The 15089-nt window shown below is 40.3% G+C and carries 12 protein-coding genes, 1 tRNA gene and 1 riboswitch; of the genes, 6 read left to right on the top strand and 7 right to left on the bottom strand.

What is annotated here, in order from left to right; translation table 11 throughout:
* Positions 1–3: 3 nt before the first annotated feature.
* Positions 4–864 (top strand): RNA polymerase sigma factor RpoD/SigA, encoded by an 861-nt coding sequence (locus VXM68_RS13300; RefSeq protein ID WP_209575686.1) that lies wholly within the window; start codon positions 4–6, stop codon positions 862–864.
* Positions 865–930: 66 nt separating this feature from the next.
* On the opposite strand, the gene VXM68_RS13295 is transcribed toward VXM68_RS13300, so the two are convergent.
* The gene (locus VXM68_RS13295; RefSeq protein ID WP_294184524.1) at positions 931–3786 is read right to left on the bottom strand and encodes a pitrilysin family protein; all 2856 of its coding nucleotides are present in this window, start codon (positions 3784–3786) and stop codon (positions 931–933) included.
* 240 nt (positions 3787–4026) lie between these two features.
* Between VXM68_RS13295 and xerD the strand changes: the two genes are divergently transcribed.
* Positions 4027–4929 carry a site-specific tyrosine recombinase XerD gene (xerD, locus tag VXM68_RS13290; RefSeq protein WP_367211300.1) on the top strand — a complete coding sequence of 301 codons (903 nt, stop codon included), beginning with the start codon at positions 4027–4029 and terminating at the stop codon, positions 4927–4929.
* Positions 4930–5134: 205 nt separating this feature from the next.
* Positions 5135–5206: transfer RNA gene (locus VXM68_RS13285), tRNA-Arg, on the top strand.
* A gap of 403 nt (positions 5207–5609) precedes the next feature.
* Here the strand turns inward: VXM68_RS13285 and VXM68_RS13280 are convergent.
* The 3 genes from VXM68_RS13280 to VXM68_RS13270 all read right to left on the bottom strand — a co-directional run bounded on the left by VXM68_RS13280 (position 5610) and on the right by VXM68_RS13270 (position 9010).
* The gene (locus VXM68_RS13280) at positions 5610–6701 is read right to left on the bottom strand and encodes an acyl-CoA dehydrogenase (RefSeq protein ID WP_367208969.1); all 1092 of its coding nucleotides are present in this window, start codon (positions 6699–6701) and stop codon (positions 5610–5612) included.
* Complete coding sequence (pnuC, locus tag VXM68_RS13275) at positions 6676–7254, bottom strand: nicotinamide riboside transporter PnuC (protein ID WP_367208968.1); 579 nt, start codon at positions 7252–7254, stop codon at positions 6676–6678. Before pnuC ends, VXM68_RS13280 begins: the two co-directional genes overlap by 26 nt.
* 96 nt (positions 7255–7350) lie before the next feature.
* Positions 7351–7495: riboswitch (TPP riboswitch) on the bottom strand.
* A gap of 15 nt (positions 7496–7510) precedes the next feature.
* Positions 7511–9010 carry a malate:quinone oxidoreductase gene (locus VXM68_RS13270; protein ID WP_293955265.1) on the bottom strand — a complete coding sequence of 500 codons (1500 nt, stop codon included), beginning with the start codon at positions 9008–9010 and terminating at the stop codon, positions 7511–7513.
* A gap of 467 nt (positions 9011–9477) precedes the next feature.
* On the opposite strand from VXM68_RS13270, the gene fabG reads away from it, so the two are divergent.
* Together fabG and VXM68_RS13260 are read left to right on the top strand one after the other, a co-directional pair.
* Positions 9478–10221, top strand: coding sequence for a 3-oxoacyl-[acyl-carrier-protein] reductase (fabG, locus tag VXM68_RS13265; protein ID WP_293955267.1), 744 nt, complete (start codon positions 9478–9480; stop codon positions 10219–10221).
* Positions 10222–10470: 249 nt separating this feature from the next.
* Positions 10471–11451 (top strand): acyl transferase, encoded by a 981-nt coding sequence (locus VXM68_RS13260; RefSeq protein ID WP_293955269.1) that lies wholly within the window; start codon positions 10471–10473, stop codon positions 11449–11451.
* A gap of 111 nt (positions 11452–11562) precedes the next feature.
* Here VXM68_RS13260 and VXM68_RS13255 read toward each other — a convergent pair whose 3' ends face one another.
* Entirely contained in the window at positions 11563–12432 is an 870-nt protein-coding gene (locus tag VXM68_RS13255; protein WP_293955270.1) for a neutral zinc metallopeptidase, read from the bottom strand.
* A 281-nt stretch (positions 12433–12713) separates the two neighbouring features.
* Between VXM68_RS13255 and VXM68_RS13250 the strand changes: the two genes are divergently transcribed.
* Positions 12714–13295, top strand: a complete 582-nt coding sequence (locus VXM68_RS13250) for an alkylphosphonate utilization protein (RefSeq protein WP_293955272.1) — start codon at positions 12714–12716, stop codon at positions 13293–13295.
* Positions 13296–13380: 85 nt separating this feature from the next.
* On the opposite strand, the gene VXM68_RS13245 is transcribed toward VXM68_RS13250, so the two are convergent.
* On the bottom strand, positions 13381–14304 hold the full coding sequence (locus tag VXM68_RS13245; protein WP_294184530.1) for a polysaccharide deacetylase family protein: 924 nt from the start codon (positions 14302–14304) through the stop codon (positions 13381–13383).
* A gap of 234 nt (positions 14305–14538) precedes the next feature.
* Positions 14539–14880: a hypothetical protein gene (locus tag VXM68_RS13240; RefSeq protein ID WP_367208967.1), complete on the bottom strand. Its 342-nt coding sequence runs from the start codon at positions 14878–14880 to the stop codon at positions 14539–14541.
* Positions 14881–15089 lie beyond the last annotated feature (209 nt).

Below are 15089 nucleotides of genomic sequence, written 5' to 3'. Positions count from 1 at the left end.
TTAATGAGACAGCTCAAAATTACACAATCTATTACCAATCGTGAGTCACAGTCTTTGGACAAATACTTACACGAAATTGGTAAAGTAGACTTAATTACAGCAGAAGAAGAAGTTGAATTAGCACAACGCATCCGTGAAGGTGACCAAGTTGCCTTGGAAAAATTGACTAAAACCAACCTTCGTTTCGTCGTATCAGTAGCAAAACAATATCAAAATCAAGGTTTAACCTTAGGTGATTTAATCAACGAAGGTAACTTGGGCTTAATTAAAGCAGCTAAACGTTTTGACGAAACAAAGGGGTTTAAATTTATTTCTTATGCGGTTTGGTGGATTCGCCAATCTATTCTTCAGGCAATTGCTGAACAATCACGTATCGTACGTCTGCCATTGAATCAAGTAGGTTCACTGAGCAAAATCAGTAAGGCTTTCTCAAAACTAGAACAAGAATACGAACGAGAGCCGTCTCCAGAAGAATTAGCAGATATTCTTGAAACTACGGTAGACAAAGTTTCGGATACCCTAAGTAACTCTGGGCGTCACGTATCTATGGATGCTCCCTTTGTTCAAGGTGAAGAAAACACACTTTTGGACGTACTGGAAAACCATGATCCAGACACAGACAGTTCTTTGATCGATGAATCACTATCCGAAGAAATCAAACGATCATTGGCTACATTAACAGAAAGAGAACGTGAAATTATCGTACTTTTCTTTGGATTAGGTTCCAACCACCAACTGTCGCTTGAGGAAATCGGAGAGAAATTCAGTTTGACACGTGAACGCGTTCGTCAGATCAAAGACAAAGCCCTTCAACGTTTGAGACACACTTCAAGAAGCAAAATCTTAAAATCCTACTTGGGTTAATAAGAGATACTTATTAAAAATTTTGGCAATCCCAATCAGAAATGATTGGGATTTTTTATGTACCTCCTATTTTGAATCCGGCATCAAAATAAATTCAAAAAGTCGATCCTTTTTCAAATATTTTACTGCAACGTCCTGTACGGACTTTGGTGTCACCTTTTTCAAATTATCCAACCTGCGCGTATAACGCATAAGATCAAGATCATTTTGGTAAGAGCTGGATATGTAGTTCAACCAATAGCTATTTTCACGAAGATTTAACTCATTTTGTCGCTGTTGCTCTGCCAGAAATTTATCCAGATCACCTTTTTCGGGCCCTTGATCCTGAATCTTTTTGACCTCGTCCAATGCCGAGGCGATTAAGGCATCTGTCTTATCAACTGCCGAACCAAAGCCAATAGAAAAAGCATAGCGGGGTTTCGGTAGCTTACTGAAACTTGCCTGAGCCCCAACACCATAAACTCCACCTTCTTTTTCACGAAGTCGTTCAAGTAATTTGATCGTCAACACACTTTCTAGCGCTTCCATATTGACATTTTCAGTTTCTCCATAACTATAGTCTCCATAATACGCCAGTTGTGTGCTCGCCTTTTCTTCTTTGCCCTTATGGACAATTACGCGTTCGCCTTTGCTTGGCTCCACAATATTCAGATCTTTGTAACTTTCGCCTCTTTTTTGAATCGGTAGAGAAGCGAGATAAGTTTCTAAATAAGGCTTAATCTGATTCTCGTCAAACGAACCTACGATGGTAAACACAAAATCAGAGGCATCGGCAAAGCGTTCTTTATAGATCGCCAACGCACGGTCCCTATCGATTTTACTGATCATTTCGACCGTCGGATTTTGACGGCGGACATTATTACCGTACAATACTTCTTTCACTTTGTCGGAAAACACATTATTGGGGTTGCTTAATCTATTTTCCAAAGATCCTTTCGCTCTGGTCATTGTACTCTGGAAAATATCCTGATCTAAACGAGGTTCGGTAAAATAGCCATAAATCAATTCAAAAGCGTTTTTTAAACCTTCTTTATCTGTACGGCCTGAAATACCCTCATAACGTTCGGAGATGTATGGAGAGATGGAAACATCCTTTCCTGAAAGGTACTTTGTGAGCTCAATGTTGCTCATTTGTCCTACACCACTGGCATCAATTAAAGAGGATGCGTTGGAGGCCGAAAAATAATCCGCATCGCTGTAGAGTGAAGTTCCGCCCGGACTATACGCCATAATCTGGATCTCATCGTTTTTAAAATCCGTAGGCTTAAGGATCACTTTTACGCCATTACTTAGTGTCAATTCTTTTGCTTGAACGGCATCAATACTTTTAGACGATACCACCTCACCTTTTACAGGTTCTTTTGAGAGCAACGGAAGATCAGACATTTTATCATCATACGCTGCGACGGGGCTCTCTTCAACTGCTTTTACCCAGCCCATTACCGCAGCTTCAGTAGGTAAGGTTGCTTTATCTTTTTCGGGTGCCATCACCAATACATCGCGGTTCAGATCGGTATAATATTTTTTTACTAAGCCATTGACCTCAGACAATTTTAAGGTCGGTAGCAGCTGCTTCGTGAGGCGGTAGGCATCTTCATTGCTTAAAGCAGGTTCGCCATCGATAAAATAATTGAGATAACGATTGACATAGCTATCCGATTTCTTTTTATCACGTTCGATAAAAGACATCTCATTCCCTTTTTTCATATCTGCAATGGCACGGTTCAGCTCCGTCTGCGTGAAACCATACTTTTGGATGCGCTCAAATTCGGTTAACATAGCTTTAAATCCCGACTCGAGCTCTCCGGGCTTAGGCACAACCAACAATGAAAAGGTATTGAGGTTAGCGATAAAATCACTAATACTTCCACCGGCTTGCATAAATGGAGGATTTGGCTGTTGCATCAATTCGGAAAAACGACCAGCGATCATCTTGTTGAAAACACTTTTCAAAAGTTCGTTTCGGTAATCCCCTACCGTTTCAACTTTATCCTTTTCGCTTTTGATGAGAATCTGCGCCACGGTATACGGTAACTCTGGATCTGAAATTGCTAAGAACTGATTTTTGTTTAACAGGTCTACCCGGTATTTTTTACGCTCCAATGCTTTCTTGGGCATTTTCATATCGGCAAACAACACCTTCACCCGTTCTTCCATTTCTTTGGGATCAATGTCTCCGACGATAATTAAGGCTTGTAAATCGGGACGGTACCAGTCTTGGTGAAATTTGCGTATTTCCGAATACGGGAATGTTTTAAGTATTTCCTCGGTACCTATTGGTAAGCGTTTGGAGTAAAGTGAACCATTCAGCAACATTGGAAAATACTGATCTTGGAGCCGTTGTTGCACTCCTCTCCCTCCACGCTTCTCTTCCAAGATAACTCCGCGTTCTTTATCGATCTCCTCGCCATCCAATAATGCATCTTGGGCCCAGTCGCGCATGACTTGCAAACCATTTTTCAAAAGTTCAGGGTCATCAGAAGGAATCGGTAATTGGTAAACGGTCTGATCGAAGCTGGTGTAGGCATTCAGATCCGACCCAAAGCGAACCCCGGCCTTTTGCAGATAATTAACCAATTCATTTTTCGGAAAATGCTTGAGACCATTGAAATTCATGTGCTCCAAAAAATGGGCTAAGCCCAGCTGCTTTTCATTTTCCAGAATAGAGCCTGCTTTCATGCCCAAATACATCGTAACACGACCTTTTGGCTCGCCATTTTTACGAATAAAGTATGTAAATCCATTTTTGAGTTTACCTGTAACAACTTCATTGTCGAAGGGTAATTTCTGATTCAAAGTCAAACTATCTTGCGATAGAATCGCGCGCGCTTCCGCAGTTAACGTGGTTGGCATTGTTGCTTCCGCTACATAGAAGGTAGCTGGTAAGAGAAAAGCTAATGCTAATGGTTTAATGAATTTCATAGAAAAAATTTCTTTTTTTTCAGTTATTTTTATCAATTGTTTGCTATTAGGGTAAAACGGAACTGGAGATCAATGTTCCGATAAATCATAAAATATAGCTTACTACGATTGTTCTCCAACACCTTATTGCACAGTATGCCGCTGCCGCTTTTAGTGGATGTGGTTCACGCTGTAGAAACCGTTTTAAAAATACTGAATATCTTTCAAAAAGAACGACAGTTAATTGTAATTTTGCTGCAAATGGATTTTAAAAACTGGAACGTCATCAAAAAGGAATTCGAACAATTCTTAAAGTTCGAAAGAGGCTTAAGTGCAAATTCTATTGACGCTTACTTAAATGATGTATCCAAATTTCAGATTTATTGCGAAGACAATCAACTGGTTTTAAATACCATAGCAAGAAAAAATATTCAGGAATTTTTGGTTTGGCTGCAGCAATTCAATATTTCACCTTTCACGCAGTCGAGATTGATATCTGGACTCAAAACCTTTTTTAGCTTTTTGATGATTGAGCATGAATTCAGCAACAATCCGACAGACCTTATTCAAGCACCGCGATTGGCGCGCAAGCTGCCCAGTGTTTTGAGTATACAGGAGGTCGATCAGATGATTTCTGCAATTGATCTCTCTTCATCCGAAGGCCAACGAAATAAAACAATCATCGAAATCTTATACGGATGTGGCCTTCGTGTTTCGGAACTTACCACACTCAAACTATCCAATCTATTTTTAGATGTAGAATTTATAAAAGTCGAAGGGAAGGGAAACAAAGAGCGTCTCATACCAATTGGTCAACATGCCATTAAATACCTTCGCATCTACCTGGAAACCATCAGGCCGCATATCAAGATTAAACCGGGAAATGAAGATATTGTATTTCTCAATAGACGAGGAGCTGCATTATCCCGGGTCATGGTTTTTTTGATCATCAAAGAACTTGCCTTAAAAATAGGGTTACAGAAAAACATTAGCCCACATACCTTCCGCCATAGCTTTGCCTCTCATTTAGTGGAAGGCGGGGCCGATCTGCGGGCTGTACAGGACATGCTCGGACATGAAAGTATCACCACTACCGAAATATATACGCATATAGACAAGGAATACCTGCATTCTGTAATCACGCAATACCACCCGCGGTCATAACCAACCTGCTGTCAACTAGCATCATTTTTTGATCCGAAGTATGCACAAATGAATCATTAGCACTGAGTTAAAAAAAAACGAGGAGCGGGTGAAATTTATATGCAAAAAAACGGCGCTAATTATCGCTAAAAATTGCCTGCTAAAAGTTACAATTTTATCGTAAAGATATTTGTTAGATCTAGAAAATAATATATCTTTGCGGGACGTTCCCGTAGTTCAATGGATAGAATTTCAGATTCCGGTTCTGACGATGTGGGTTCGACCCCCGCCGGGAACACAAAAGGAGACATTTCAATGAGATGATCTCCTTTTTTTTACGCTACGAACTCCAGCTCCGTGTTGACGTGGGCACGCGAATATTTTTCAGCAATGTATACGAATCGGTTGGCCATTTCATGGCGAAAAAATAGCTAATATACCAATTAGATAGCAGATATCCAAATACCAATTTACCCCTAGGCACAGCCTTAGAACAATTGTTACCCAGTACTCGTTCAGTGCTTGTTCACTCGTCACTGAATCATCACTGAACAAGCACTGAACAAGCACTGAGCAATCACTGTAAAAACGGGCAAGTTGGTTACTAGCGGTTCTTCTTTTGGCACACCAAAAATTAGCAGCGGAAAATCTGTAGATAACGCAGCATTTGTAACAAAAAATTTTTAAAACAAAGCTATTGTCTATATACTCTTCTGCAACAACTTATGCTGTGAAGCAGTAAAAATATTTCGGAAGATGATATTGATCTCTTGGTCCACGGCAGCCCCCAAAATCCCTGCCTGAGGATAGAGTTTAACGGTATTCGTTAAAATGGAAGAGACAAAATCACGGCTTTGCGTGGCTATTTGCGCATAAATTGTGGCATTATCGATACCATTACTGAGGTTATCCCAAGAATGGTCAGCCAAATGCAAGATAGCATCCTTTCGTATGGTGTAATCCTGTTGAAGCTCATCGAGCATGCCGAAAGCAGCTTTACTCGCTGCCTGTTCCCAATTGGACGCTTTACTTTTTAACACAAACAGTTTTTCAATCAAATCCAGAAATCGCTTATACATCCCGATAAAATTGGCCAGCAAGGTCAACTCAGCAAAAGGCATAAAGGGATATTGATAGCGTAGATCACTGCGTGTGCTTTTCGCCGCATTGATTTCAAAACACTGTTTACCATCAACTAGGACGTCCTGCAGCGAAAAAGAGTGCGAGGCAGTCACCTCTAATCCGAACGTATCCCAGTCATAATGAACCAGCGCATGTTCTCTATCGACAAAAAATGATTTTACAAGTGGATTCCCTTTGTCATCCATTACGGGTTTCCCCCCTTCCTGAATCGTTGCATTCAACGTAAAATGGGTTAAATGTGGAGCCCCAGTAGCGTACTTCCAAAACCCTGTGAGTCGATAATGTTCACCATCGCGCGTTGCTGTGCCCGATGCCTGCCCGCTACCACCGAAACAAACCCGTTCCATTTTAAAGATTTGATCGCCTAGAACGCGATCAATAAAACCGACAAAAAGATTTGCTCCCGAACATAATGTCACTGTCCAGGCCAGTCCGCCGTCCCAATACGCTAAATCAGCCAATACATTCAGACCTTCTGGTACCGTTAAACCTAATCCACCCAGTTCAACGGGAATCCAGATTTTAAACCATTTTCTGCGATAGATTAGTTCCAACTGTTCATCCGACAAAGATTTCTGCTGAATACCTTTTGCCTGACTGTCTTTCAGAATGGCAATATCCGCACTATTGAGTTGCATATCTCTCTTCACGTATTATTTTCCTCCAATTTAAATATCCACTAAATGCCATCACAAATAAAAACAAAGTCAGTCCGGAATAGAGAAACAATCCTTTATGGATCAATAATGGAATGGCCATTAGATTGCTAATATTCAACAGTATCCAATTTTCTATTTTGCGTTTTGCCAACAACCACATTCCTGCCCAAGCGGTGCAGGAAACGGCGGAATCCCATAGTGGAACATCGGAGTCTGTTAAATGCACCAATCCAAAATAGAACAACAAAAAACCAGCGGTGCAGATAAAGCATACTATCCACCAATCTTTCTTTTCACAACGTGTGATCGGCGTAGCAGCGTCACTGCTATATTTCCAATACATCCAGCCGTAAATGCTCATGACTAAATAATACAGGTGCAGCAATATTTCAGCATACAGTTTTGCGTGAAATAATACATATACGGATATCAGTATACCTATAATGCCAAAAATATAATGGATTGATTTATTTTGCCGTGAAAACCAGACTTGCAAAATGCCGAAAGAAACACCTAGCCATTCTGCCACTGTGGCTTGTTGCATCTGTTTTATCAAAGCTTCGATCATGGATTCGGGAGTCATTCGAATTGTTTATTAGTGCGTGCGATCTTATAATAAACCTTCGGGGAGAAAACAGCTGTTTTTATTGAAATTAAATCCCTACGCCAGCATTACCTGGATCAGGTATATAAAAGCGATTGTACAAAGAGGAACAATCGCTTTTATTGGGTATAATCTCAGCCTAGAACGGCAGAAGCCGTTCGAAGCACCCCTCAAGTATATTGTTGGTCGGGCCTGATTAATCGATAGCGATTAATTTCAACGCTTTGTGTGTGCGTATACGTGTTTCTTTACAAAGCTGTGCGTCGTCGTTCAATGATTTCCCGTGTGATGGTATCATCTCACGTAACTTCTTCCTGTATTCATCTGATTTAGCACGTTCAGGGAAACATTTCTTCAGCAAGCTGATCATGATCGCGACAGAGGTAGAAGCGCCAGGAGAAGCACCCAATAACGCGGCAATAGAACCATCTGAACTAGAGACGACCTCTGTTCCAAATTCCAAAATCCCACCTCTCTTTTCATCTTTCTTGATCACCTGAACCCGTTGTCCCGCCTTCTCAATAACCCAGTCCTCCAATTTTGCTGTGGGCATAAATTGTTTCAATGACTCCAGTTTATCTTTCGGAGATTTCATGACTTCTGTGATCAAATACTTGGTCAAGGGCAAATTATCAAGTCCGGCAGATAGCATCGGACGGATATTCGACAACTTGATCGAAGCAGGTAGATCGAAATAAGAACCCTGTTTGAGGAATTTTGTGGAAAAACCCGCATAAGGACCAAATAACAAAGCTTGTTTGCCATCAATATAACGCGTATCTAAGTGCGGTACAGACATCGGTGGAGCGCCCACAGAAGCTTTGCCGTACACTTTGGCGTGATGTGCTTTAATAATCTCATCATTCACACAACGTAGCCATTGGCCTCCTACCGGAAAGCCACCATAGCCTTTTGCTTCTGGTATTCCGGATTTTTCCAACAACAGCAAGGAGTGTCCACCAGCACCAATAAATACAAATTTCGCTTTGATTTCTCTCTTTACTCCTGTTTTTAAATCTTTGACCTCCACTTCCCAACGACCATCATCTTCACGTTCAATGTCAATGACTTCATGGTTTAGCGAAATGGATATATTTTCTTTATTTGCAAGATTAGTGATCAAATCACGTGTCAATGAGCCAAAATTGACATCTGTACCAAGATCCATTTTCGTTGCAGCAATCTTTTCATTTTTATCACGCCCCTCCATCATCAATGGAATCCATGATTTCAGCAACTCAGCATCTTCAGTATACTCCATTCCCTTAAACAAGTTTTGGGTGGTTAACGTTTCCCATCTTGTTTTTAGAAATTTAGCATCTTTTTCACCAAAAACTGCACTTAGGTGTGGAATACTACGGATAAAATTTTCAGGTTGGGTAATGACGCCTTTATCAACGAGGTAGGACCAAAACTGCTTAGATACCTCAAATTGCTCAGCAATTTTCACTGCTTTATCAATCTTTACAGAACCATCTTTCTGTTCGGGTGTATAATTTAGCTCGCATAAGGCAGAGTGACCCGTGCCAGCATTATTCCAAGCGTCTGAACTTTCAGCAGCCACAACATCCAAACGCTCAAGAATTTCAATATTAACGTCTGGGCTTAATTCATTGATTAGAGTACCCAAAGTAGCACTCATAATACCGGCGCCGATTAGAACAACGTCAACTTCTTTATTTGATTTTTTGCTCATGTTTTTGTGATTGATGCAAATTTAATATAGTTTTTGATAAACGTCCAAGTCTTTTGTCAAAAAACTGTACTTTTTAGAGGCACTTATTCAAAAATACCATGGATTTATTAAAATTATATAAAGTGAGTAAACGCTTACTGCTAAACACGAAATCCGTTTGCTAGAAAAATAAAAAGCAACGCCTTTGTAAACATCCGCAGCTGGCATCATGTTCTGCTAATTTAAAACCTTATTTATCGAAAGATTTTGTGTTATAATATAGTTTTAACATTTTTGCAAAATGTCTATAGACGACAGCGATAAAAAATAAAAAAAAGAATCGTTGTGGCATAGCTAGATGGCGGCCGAAGGAATTGAGCACGTTTGGTATTGATCTCCATAATGAGTGAGATGAGCAACGCAGCAGGAAGTCGGGACGATGGCTCTATGTCGTATCGTAAATAATTAAAGATAAATAACTTATACAGATGAAAATACTCGAAGGAAAAATCGCTTTAATAACAGGAGCATCGAAAGGAATCGGAAGGAAAATTGCAGAAGTTTTTGCACAACATGGTGCTAACGTCGCTTTCACCTATCTTTCTTCTGTCGAAAAAGGACAGGCGTTAGAACAGGAGCTTCAGGCTTTCGGTACGAAAGTAATCGGCTATCGTTCTGATGCTTCAAAATTTGAAGAAGCAGAACAATTAGTCAACTCCATTGTTGCCGATTTCGGCGGACTGGATATTGTCGTAAACAATGCCGGTATCACAAAAGACGGCTTATTGATGCGTATGACTGAAGAAAATTGGGACGATGTCTTAAATGTCAATCTAAAATCGGTCTTTAACGTGACCAAGGCAGCTTCAAAAATTATGATGAAAAACCGCAAAGGTTCATTTATTAATATGTCTTCCGTAGTGGGTGTTCAGGGAAATGCTGGTCAGGCGAATTACGCTGCATCAAAAGCAGGTATTATCGGATTTACAAAATCTGTCGCAAAAGAATTAGGTTCGCGAAATATCCGTGCGAACGTGGTTGCTCCAGGTTTTATACGGACGGAAATGACGGATGTATTGGATCCGAAAGTTGTTGCCGGATGGGAAGCAGGAATTCCGTTGAAACGTGCTGGACAGCCGGAAGATGTTGCTAATGCCTGTCTTTACTTAGCATCAGATTTATCGGCATACGTAACCGGTCAGGTCCTTCCTGTTGACGGCGGTATGCTATAAAATTGAACAAGCTCAGATGCTTTTTTTAAAATTGGATCTGAGCTTGTTAGACGATTTGTAGGACATGCGTTTTCCTATAGTACACAATTGAATAAGTGCACTGCAGCTTAGTCCGAAGAATAATTACCTACACTGCTCATCGGCTATGCTATCATTCAATATCACTACGCTTTCGATAAAACTGAAACAATAAGACCTGTTAATGTTTCTAAATTTTAATTAATTTTGTCTATCAAATTTTTAAATGCTATGACGAATTGGAAGGATTTTTTTGAGATTAAAACCGAGGACGATTTTAATCAGCAGTGTTTAGAGATCTACCAATTCCAAAGCCAGCATTGTAAAATTTATCGGGACTATATCCGCATCCTGGGAAAGGATAAGGCCCCCATTGAACACTATACGCAGATTCCTTTCCTGCCCATTGAATTTTTCAAAACCCAGCAGGTTATCACCGAAGGAATGGAGGCTGAAATAGTCTTTTCCAGCTCCGGTACAACGGGAATGATTACTTCAAAACATTATGTAGCCGACCTCAATATCTATGAGCGTACCTTTCGTGGGATCTTCGAAGATTTCTACGGCCCTTTGAGCAATATTGCCGTACTCGCGCTTCTCCCATCCTACTTGGAGAGAAGTGGATCTTCTTTGATATATATGGTTGACGATCTTATGGAACAAAGTGACCAACCTGAAAGCAATTACTTTCTGTATAACCATCAAGAGCTATACAAAACCCTTGTACAGCTCAAAAATAAGGGGACGAAGACGATTCTCTTTGGAGTAACGTATGCGCTTCTCGATTTTATCGAACAATATGCCTTCGATTTTCCAGAATTAATCATTATGGAAACAGGAGGAATGAAAGGAAAGCGCAAGGAAATGGTCAAAGAAGAAATCCATCAGCTTCTTGAAAAAGCGTTTGGTGTGGTCGGAATTCACTCTGAATATGGAATGACGGAACTGCTATCTCAGGGCTATTCCTCTGGTCAAGGAATTTTTCAGCTACCAAAATGGATGAAAATACTGATCCGGGATACGAATGATCCACTGAGTTTGATTGATTCAAATAAATCTGGAGGAATTAATGTTATCGATCTAGCGAATCGTTATTCCTGTTCGTTTATCGCAACACAGGATCTAGGGAAAGTACATGCGAATGGATCCTTTGAAATATTGGGCCGCTTTGACCAAAGTGATATACGGGGTTGCAACTTGCTGGTTCAATAAGGATTTAAAAAAGAGTATAAGATAGCATTGTACCCGATTGCCGGTACTTAAATAAAAAAAATACTTGATCACGTTGTGCTCAAGTGTTTTTTTATTGCATTAAAATCAACCTTATTTCAGGCTTGGGTCCTCAAAAGTGTTACCCGATCGCATATCCCCAGAATCATATCCTTTTTTAAACCAGGCCATTCGCTGTGCAGATGTTCCATGGGTGAATGATTCGGGTACAGCATAACCCTGTGCTTCTGTTTGCAGCTTATCATCGCCGACCGCCTCAGCCGCTTTCATGCCATCCATAATATCGTTATAATCAATTTTTATATCGGTATACTCGTTGAGATAATGTGCCCATACGCCTGCATAAAAGTCCGCCTGTAGTTCGGTCATGACAGAGATTTTATTATTTTCCCGCTCACTAAGCTTAGCGCGTGCTGCATTGGTTTGGGGTAACAGTCCAACCAACTGCTGAATATGATGTCCAACCTCATGTGCTATCACATAAGCCATCGCGAATTCTCCTTTTGCGCCAAATTTATCTGACAACTCTTTACTAAAGCTTAAATCGAGGTAAATTTTTTGATCACCAGGACAATAGAATGGGCCATAAGACGCTTGTCCCATACCACAACCGTCTGTTTGCGTGCCACCATCGTAAAATACGAGTGTTGTTGGTGTATAGTTTTTCTGCATTTGTTCTTTAAATAGCTTTGTCCAGACATCTTCGGTGCTTTGGAGCACAGTCAATGAAAACTCTGTTAGCCTTTTTTCTTCAGGATTTAACTCACGCGGCTGCCCCGACTGTTCGGTCTGCGCCCCCATATTTTGGGCTTGTTGTAAGAGTTGCGTCGGATCTCCTCCCATCAGAAATCCTATGACTAAAACAATAATTCCCCCTATTCCTCCTAATGCTATTTTTCCACCCCCCGACATCCCCCTGCGGTCTTCAAAATTACCACTTTGTTTTCCACCTTGCCATTTCATAGTATTGCCAAATTATAGTTAATATTCGTTTCCAAAGCTGGACTAATACAAAATCAATACCAACATTCTAGATACAGAGGTTTTATTTTAAGAAAAAAATTGTAACGCATTTTGCAGGCCAACATTTTTTAGGTCCATAAATTCACCGCTATCGAAAGATGTTCATCATCCAAAGTAATGCATTAAAATAGCACTAGAGGCGGCAAAATTAGTAAAGTTGTGATATTGGTCATTGTGTGTCAGAACAAATTTGGCTAAGTTTGGACTTTCAAAAAATAGATATGAAGTTAGAAGAACAATTACAGGCGAGAGCTGGTGGAAAATGTGAATTAACGGGCAATGAATTGACATTAGTTGCCTATACACTACCTCCAGAAATAACGGCAAATTTGGACAATACCTTACTGATTTCAGAAAAATTAGTCAACCAGCTCAATAAAACAGAACAATTAAATCCCGAAGACTGGAAATTTCTTCCAAATGCGATGTGGTCTGAAAATGCGGCTGTACAAATTGTATGTTGGCGGATGTTAAGCCGTTTAAAAAATGAAGGCTGGGCATCGGAAGCATTGGATATTTTATATTTGGATGACGAAACGTTAGCTGAAGCTAAAAAAACCGGCGACCACGAAAATGACGGCTATGTTTCCTTTCATGAAGATAGCATTGGTCAAAGACTCTTTGAAGGTGACACGGTTGTATTAACAAAAACACTCGACGTAAAGGGCTCTTCTCTCAAAGCCACGTTAGGTACAGTTGTGAAGAATATCAGACTGGTAGCCAACAATATCGAGCAGATTGAAGGAAAGATTGAAGGTCAGACGATCGTTATTTTAACCAAATATCTCCGTAAGCAAAACTAAGTATCGCCACTTTCAAAAGCGAAAGGCTTAAAAAGAGTGGAGTAACCCGCTCTTTTTAAGCCTTCTTATTTTTTAACTATTTTCATCATCTGGGATAATTCCGCACAAACTCAAAGTGATAGTTTGGATGTTGTTTTAGGCTATCGATTAAATCTGATAAAAGTCGCTGCCCTTTTTTAGTCTGGTACATATTATCATGTGTCAACAGTACCACATTGTTTTTCGTATACGACGTTCCTTTACGAAGTAGATTCTTCATTTGGGTATATAATTGATTTACGGACAGGTCTGGCTTTCCCGTCACACCATTAATTTTCCATTCACAATCCCAACCAATGACCTTATAACCATTCTGATGTAGTAATTCGGCTGTCGACCCCCCTGTTTTTAAATCAACTTTCTTACGGTCTCCGATATACCAGATATTCCTTCCTGGCAATCGCACGATTTTATGCTCGAGCCCCAAGGATTGCTCAGCAAGTTCAAAATCCTCAAAAGCAGCCTGCGGATTGGAATAAAATACAGTATACTTGTCATGTGCGTGCCAAAAGCTATGGTTATAACAATCAACTAAAGGATTACGCTTGTAACGTTCGGTATAGCTGTGCAACTTCTTACTCATTTTATCATGATGACCGATCAGAAAAGTATTGATTTTAATACCTTTTGCAGTTGCAATGGAATCAAGATACTGACTTCCATTCAGAGGCCCATCGTCAAAAGTAAGATATATATAACGCGGAGAAACAGTATCGGTCAATAATACAGTTGTATCCTTGGCGCTTTTAAAGCGCTGACCTTCCTCTATTTTATTCAGGGTGTCTTTTTGTAAAGAATCTACGCTACTGACCGAGTCCTGCACTGTAACTAAACTATCTTTTACGGCCGGGATGGAATCATCCGGAGTACCACCATTTTTAACCTTGCTTTCCCCACCTTGATTACAGGCATATAACCCTAAACTAACAATCCCTACCCATACCGCACCGAAACGAATCCCTTTTCTCATTACAAAAATTAACTTACACATTGCTATTGTTTCACAAACCTATGGTAGACACGACATGCAGCTCCGATAGATTTATTGTAGCGCAAAAATAAGATAATTTTTACGAATCAAGGTATTCTGTTTTTTAATTTATTTAGGAGTAAAAAAAAGAAGAATCTATGGCCTTATAGATTCTTCTTTATACTTCAATTGAACGACGTACTCAATTAAACGATCGTATTTCAATGTAACGAATTAGTGCCTGTGCTTTCCAGGTCCATGCCCAATACCGCGTCCATGATGACCATGTCCTCTATCTTGTCGACGACCTTCGTTCCATGAATGTCCACGGCTTACCTTGCGGCGCTCGCTGGCAAATGAATACCCACCGCCGTGACGGCTGTCGCGAATTGCCACCTGTCTTCCGCGGTATCCCCCGTAACGACTTCTATACCGGTCGTGATGATGCCACGGTGTACGGTCATTAATAACCACCTTGTGCACTCGGTAAAAATCATAATGTCTATATCTTCTTGGAAGGTTAGCTCTCCTTACCCAGCCGCCATGGTCGTAATAAACATAACATCTCGCGGGCACATCGTAATACATATTATACTCTGGAATATAATAATATCTGGCATAATCATAACCAACTGGGCCCCAACTAGGCTGACTTCCGATGTTGACGCGAATACTGACTTGCGCCTGTGCAGCATTCACCATAAAAAGGCCTGCAATGACAGCAGCTGCATAAAGCAATTTTTTCATAAGTAACTCCTCCCTTAGTTTGTAATTTCTTCTTTACA

The organism is Sphingobacterium sp. R2 (genome assembly GCF_040760075.1).
Taxonomy (GTDB): domain Bacteria; phylum Bacteroidota; class Bacteroidia; order Sphingobacteriales; family Sphingobacteriaceae; genus Sphingobacterium.
The sequence above is the reverse complement of the archived record's forward strand: the minus strand, read 5'-3'. Positions and strand labels throughout refer to the sequence as shown.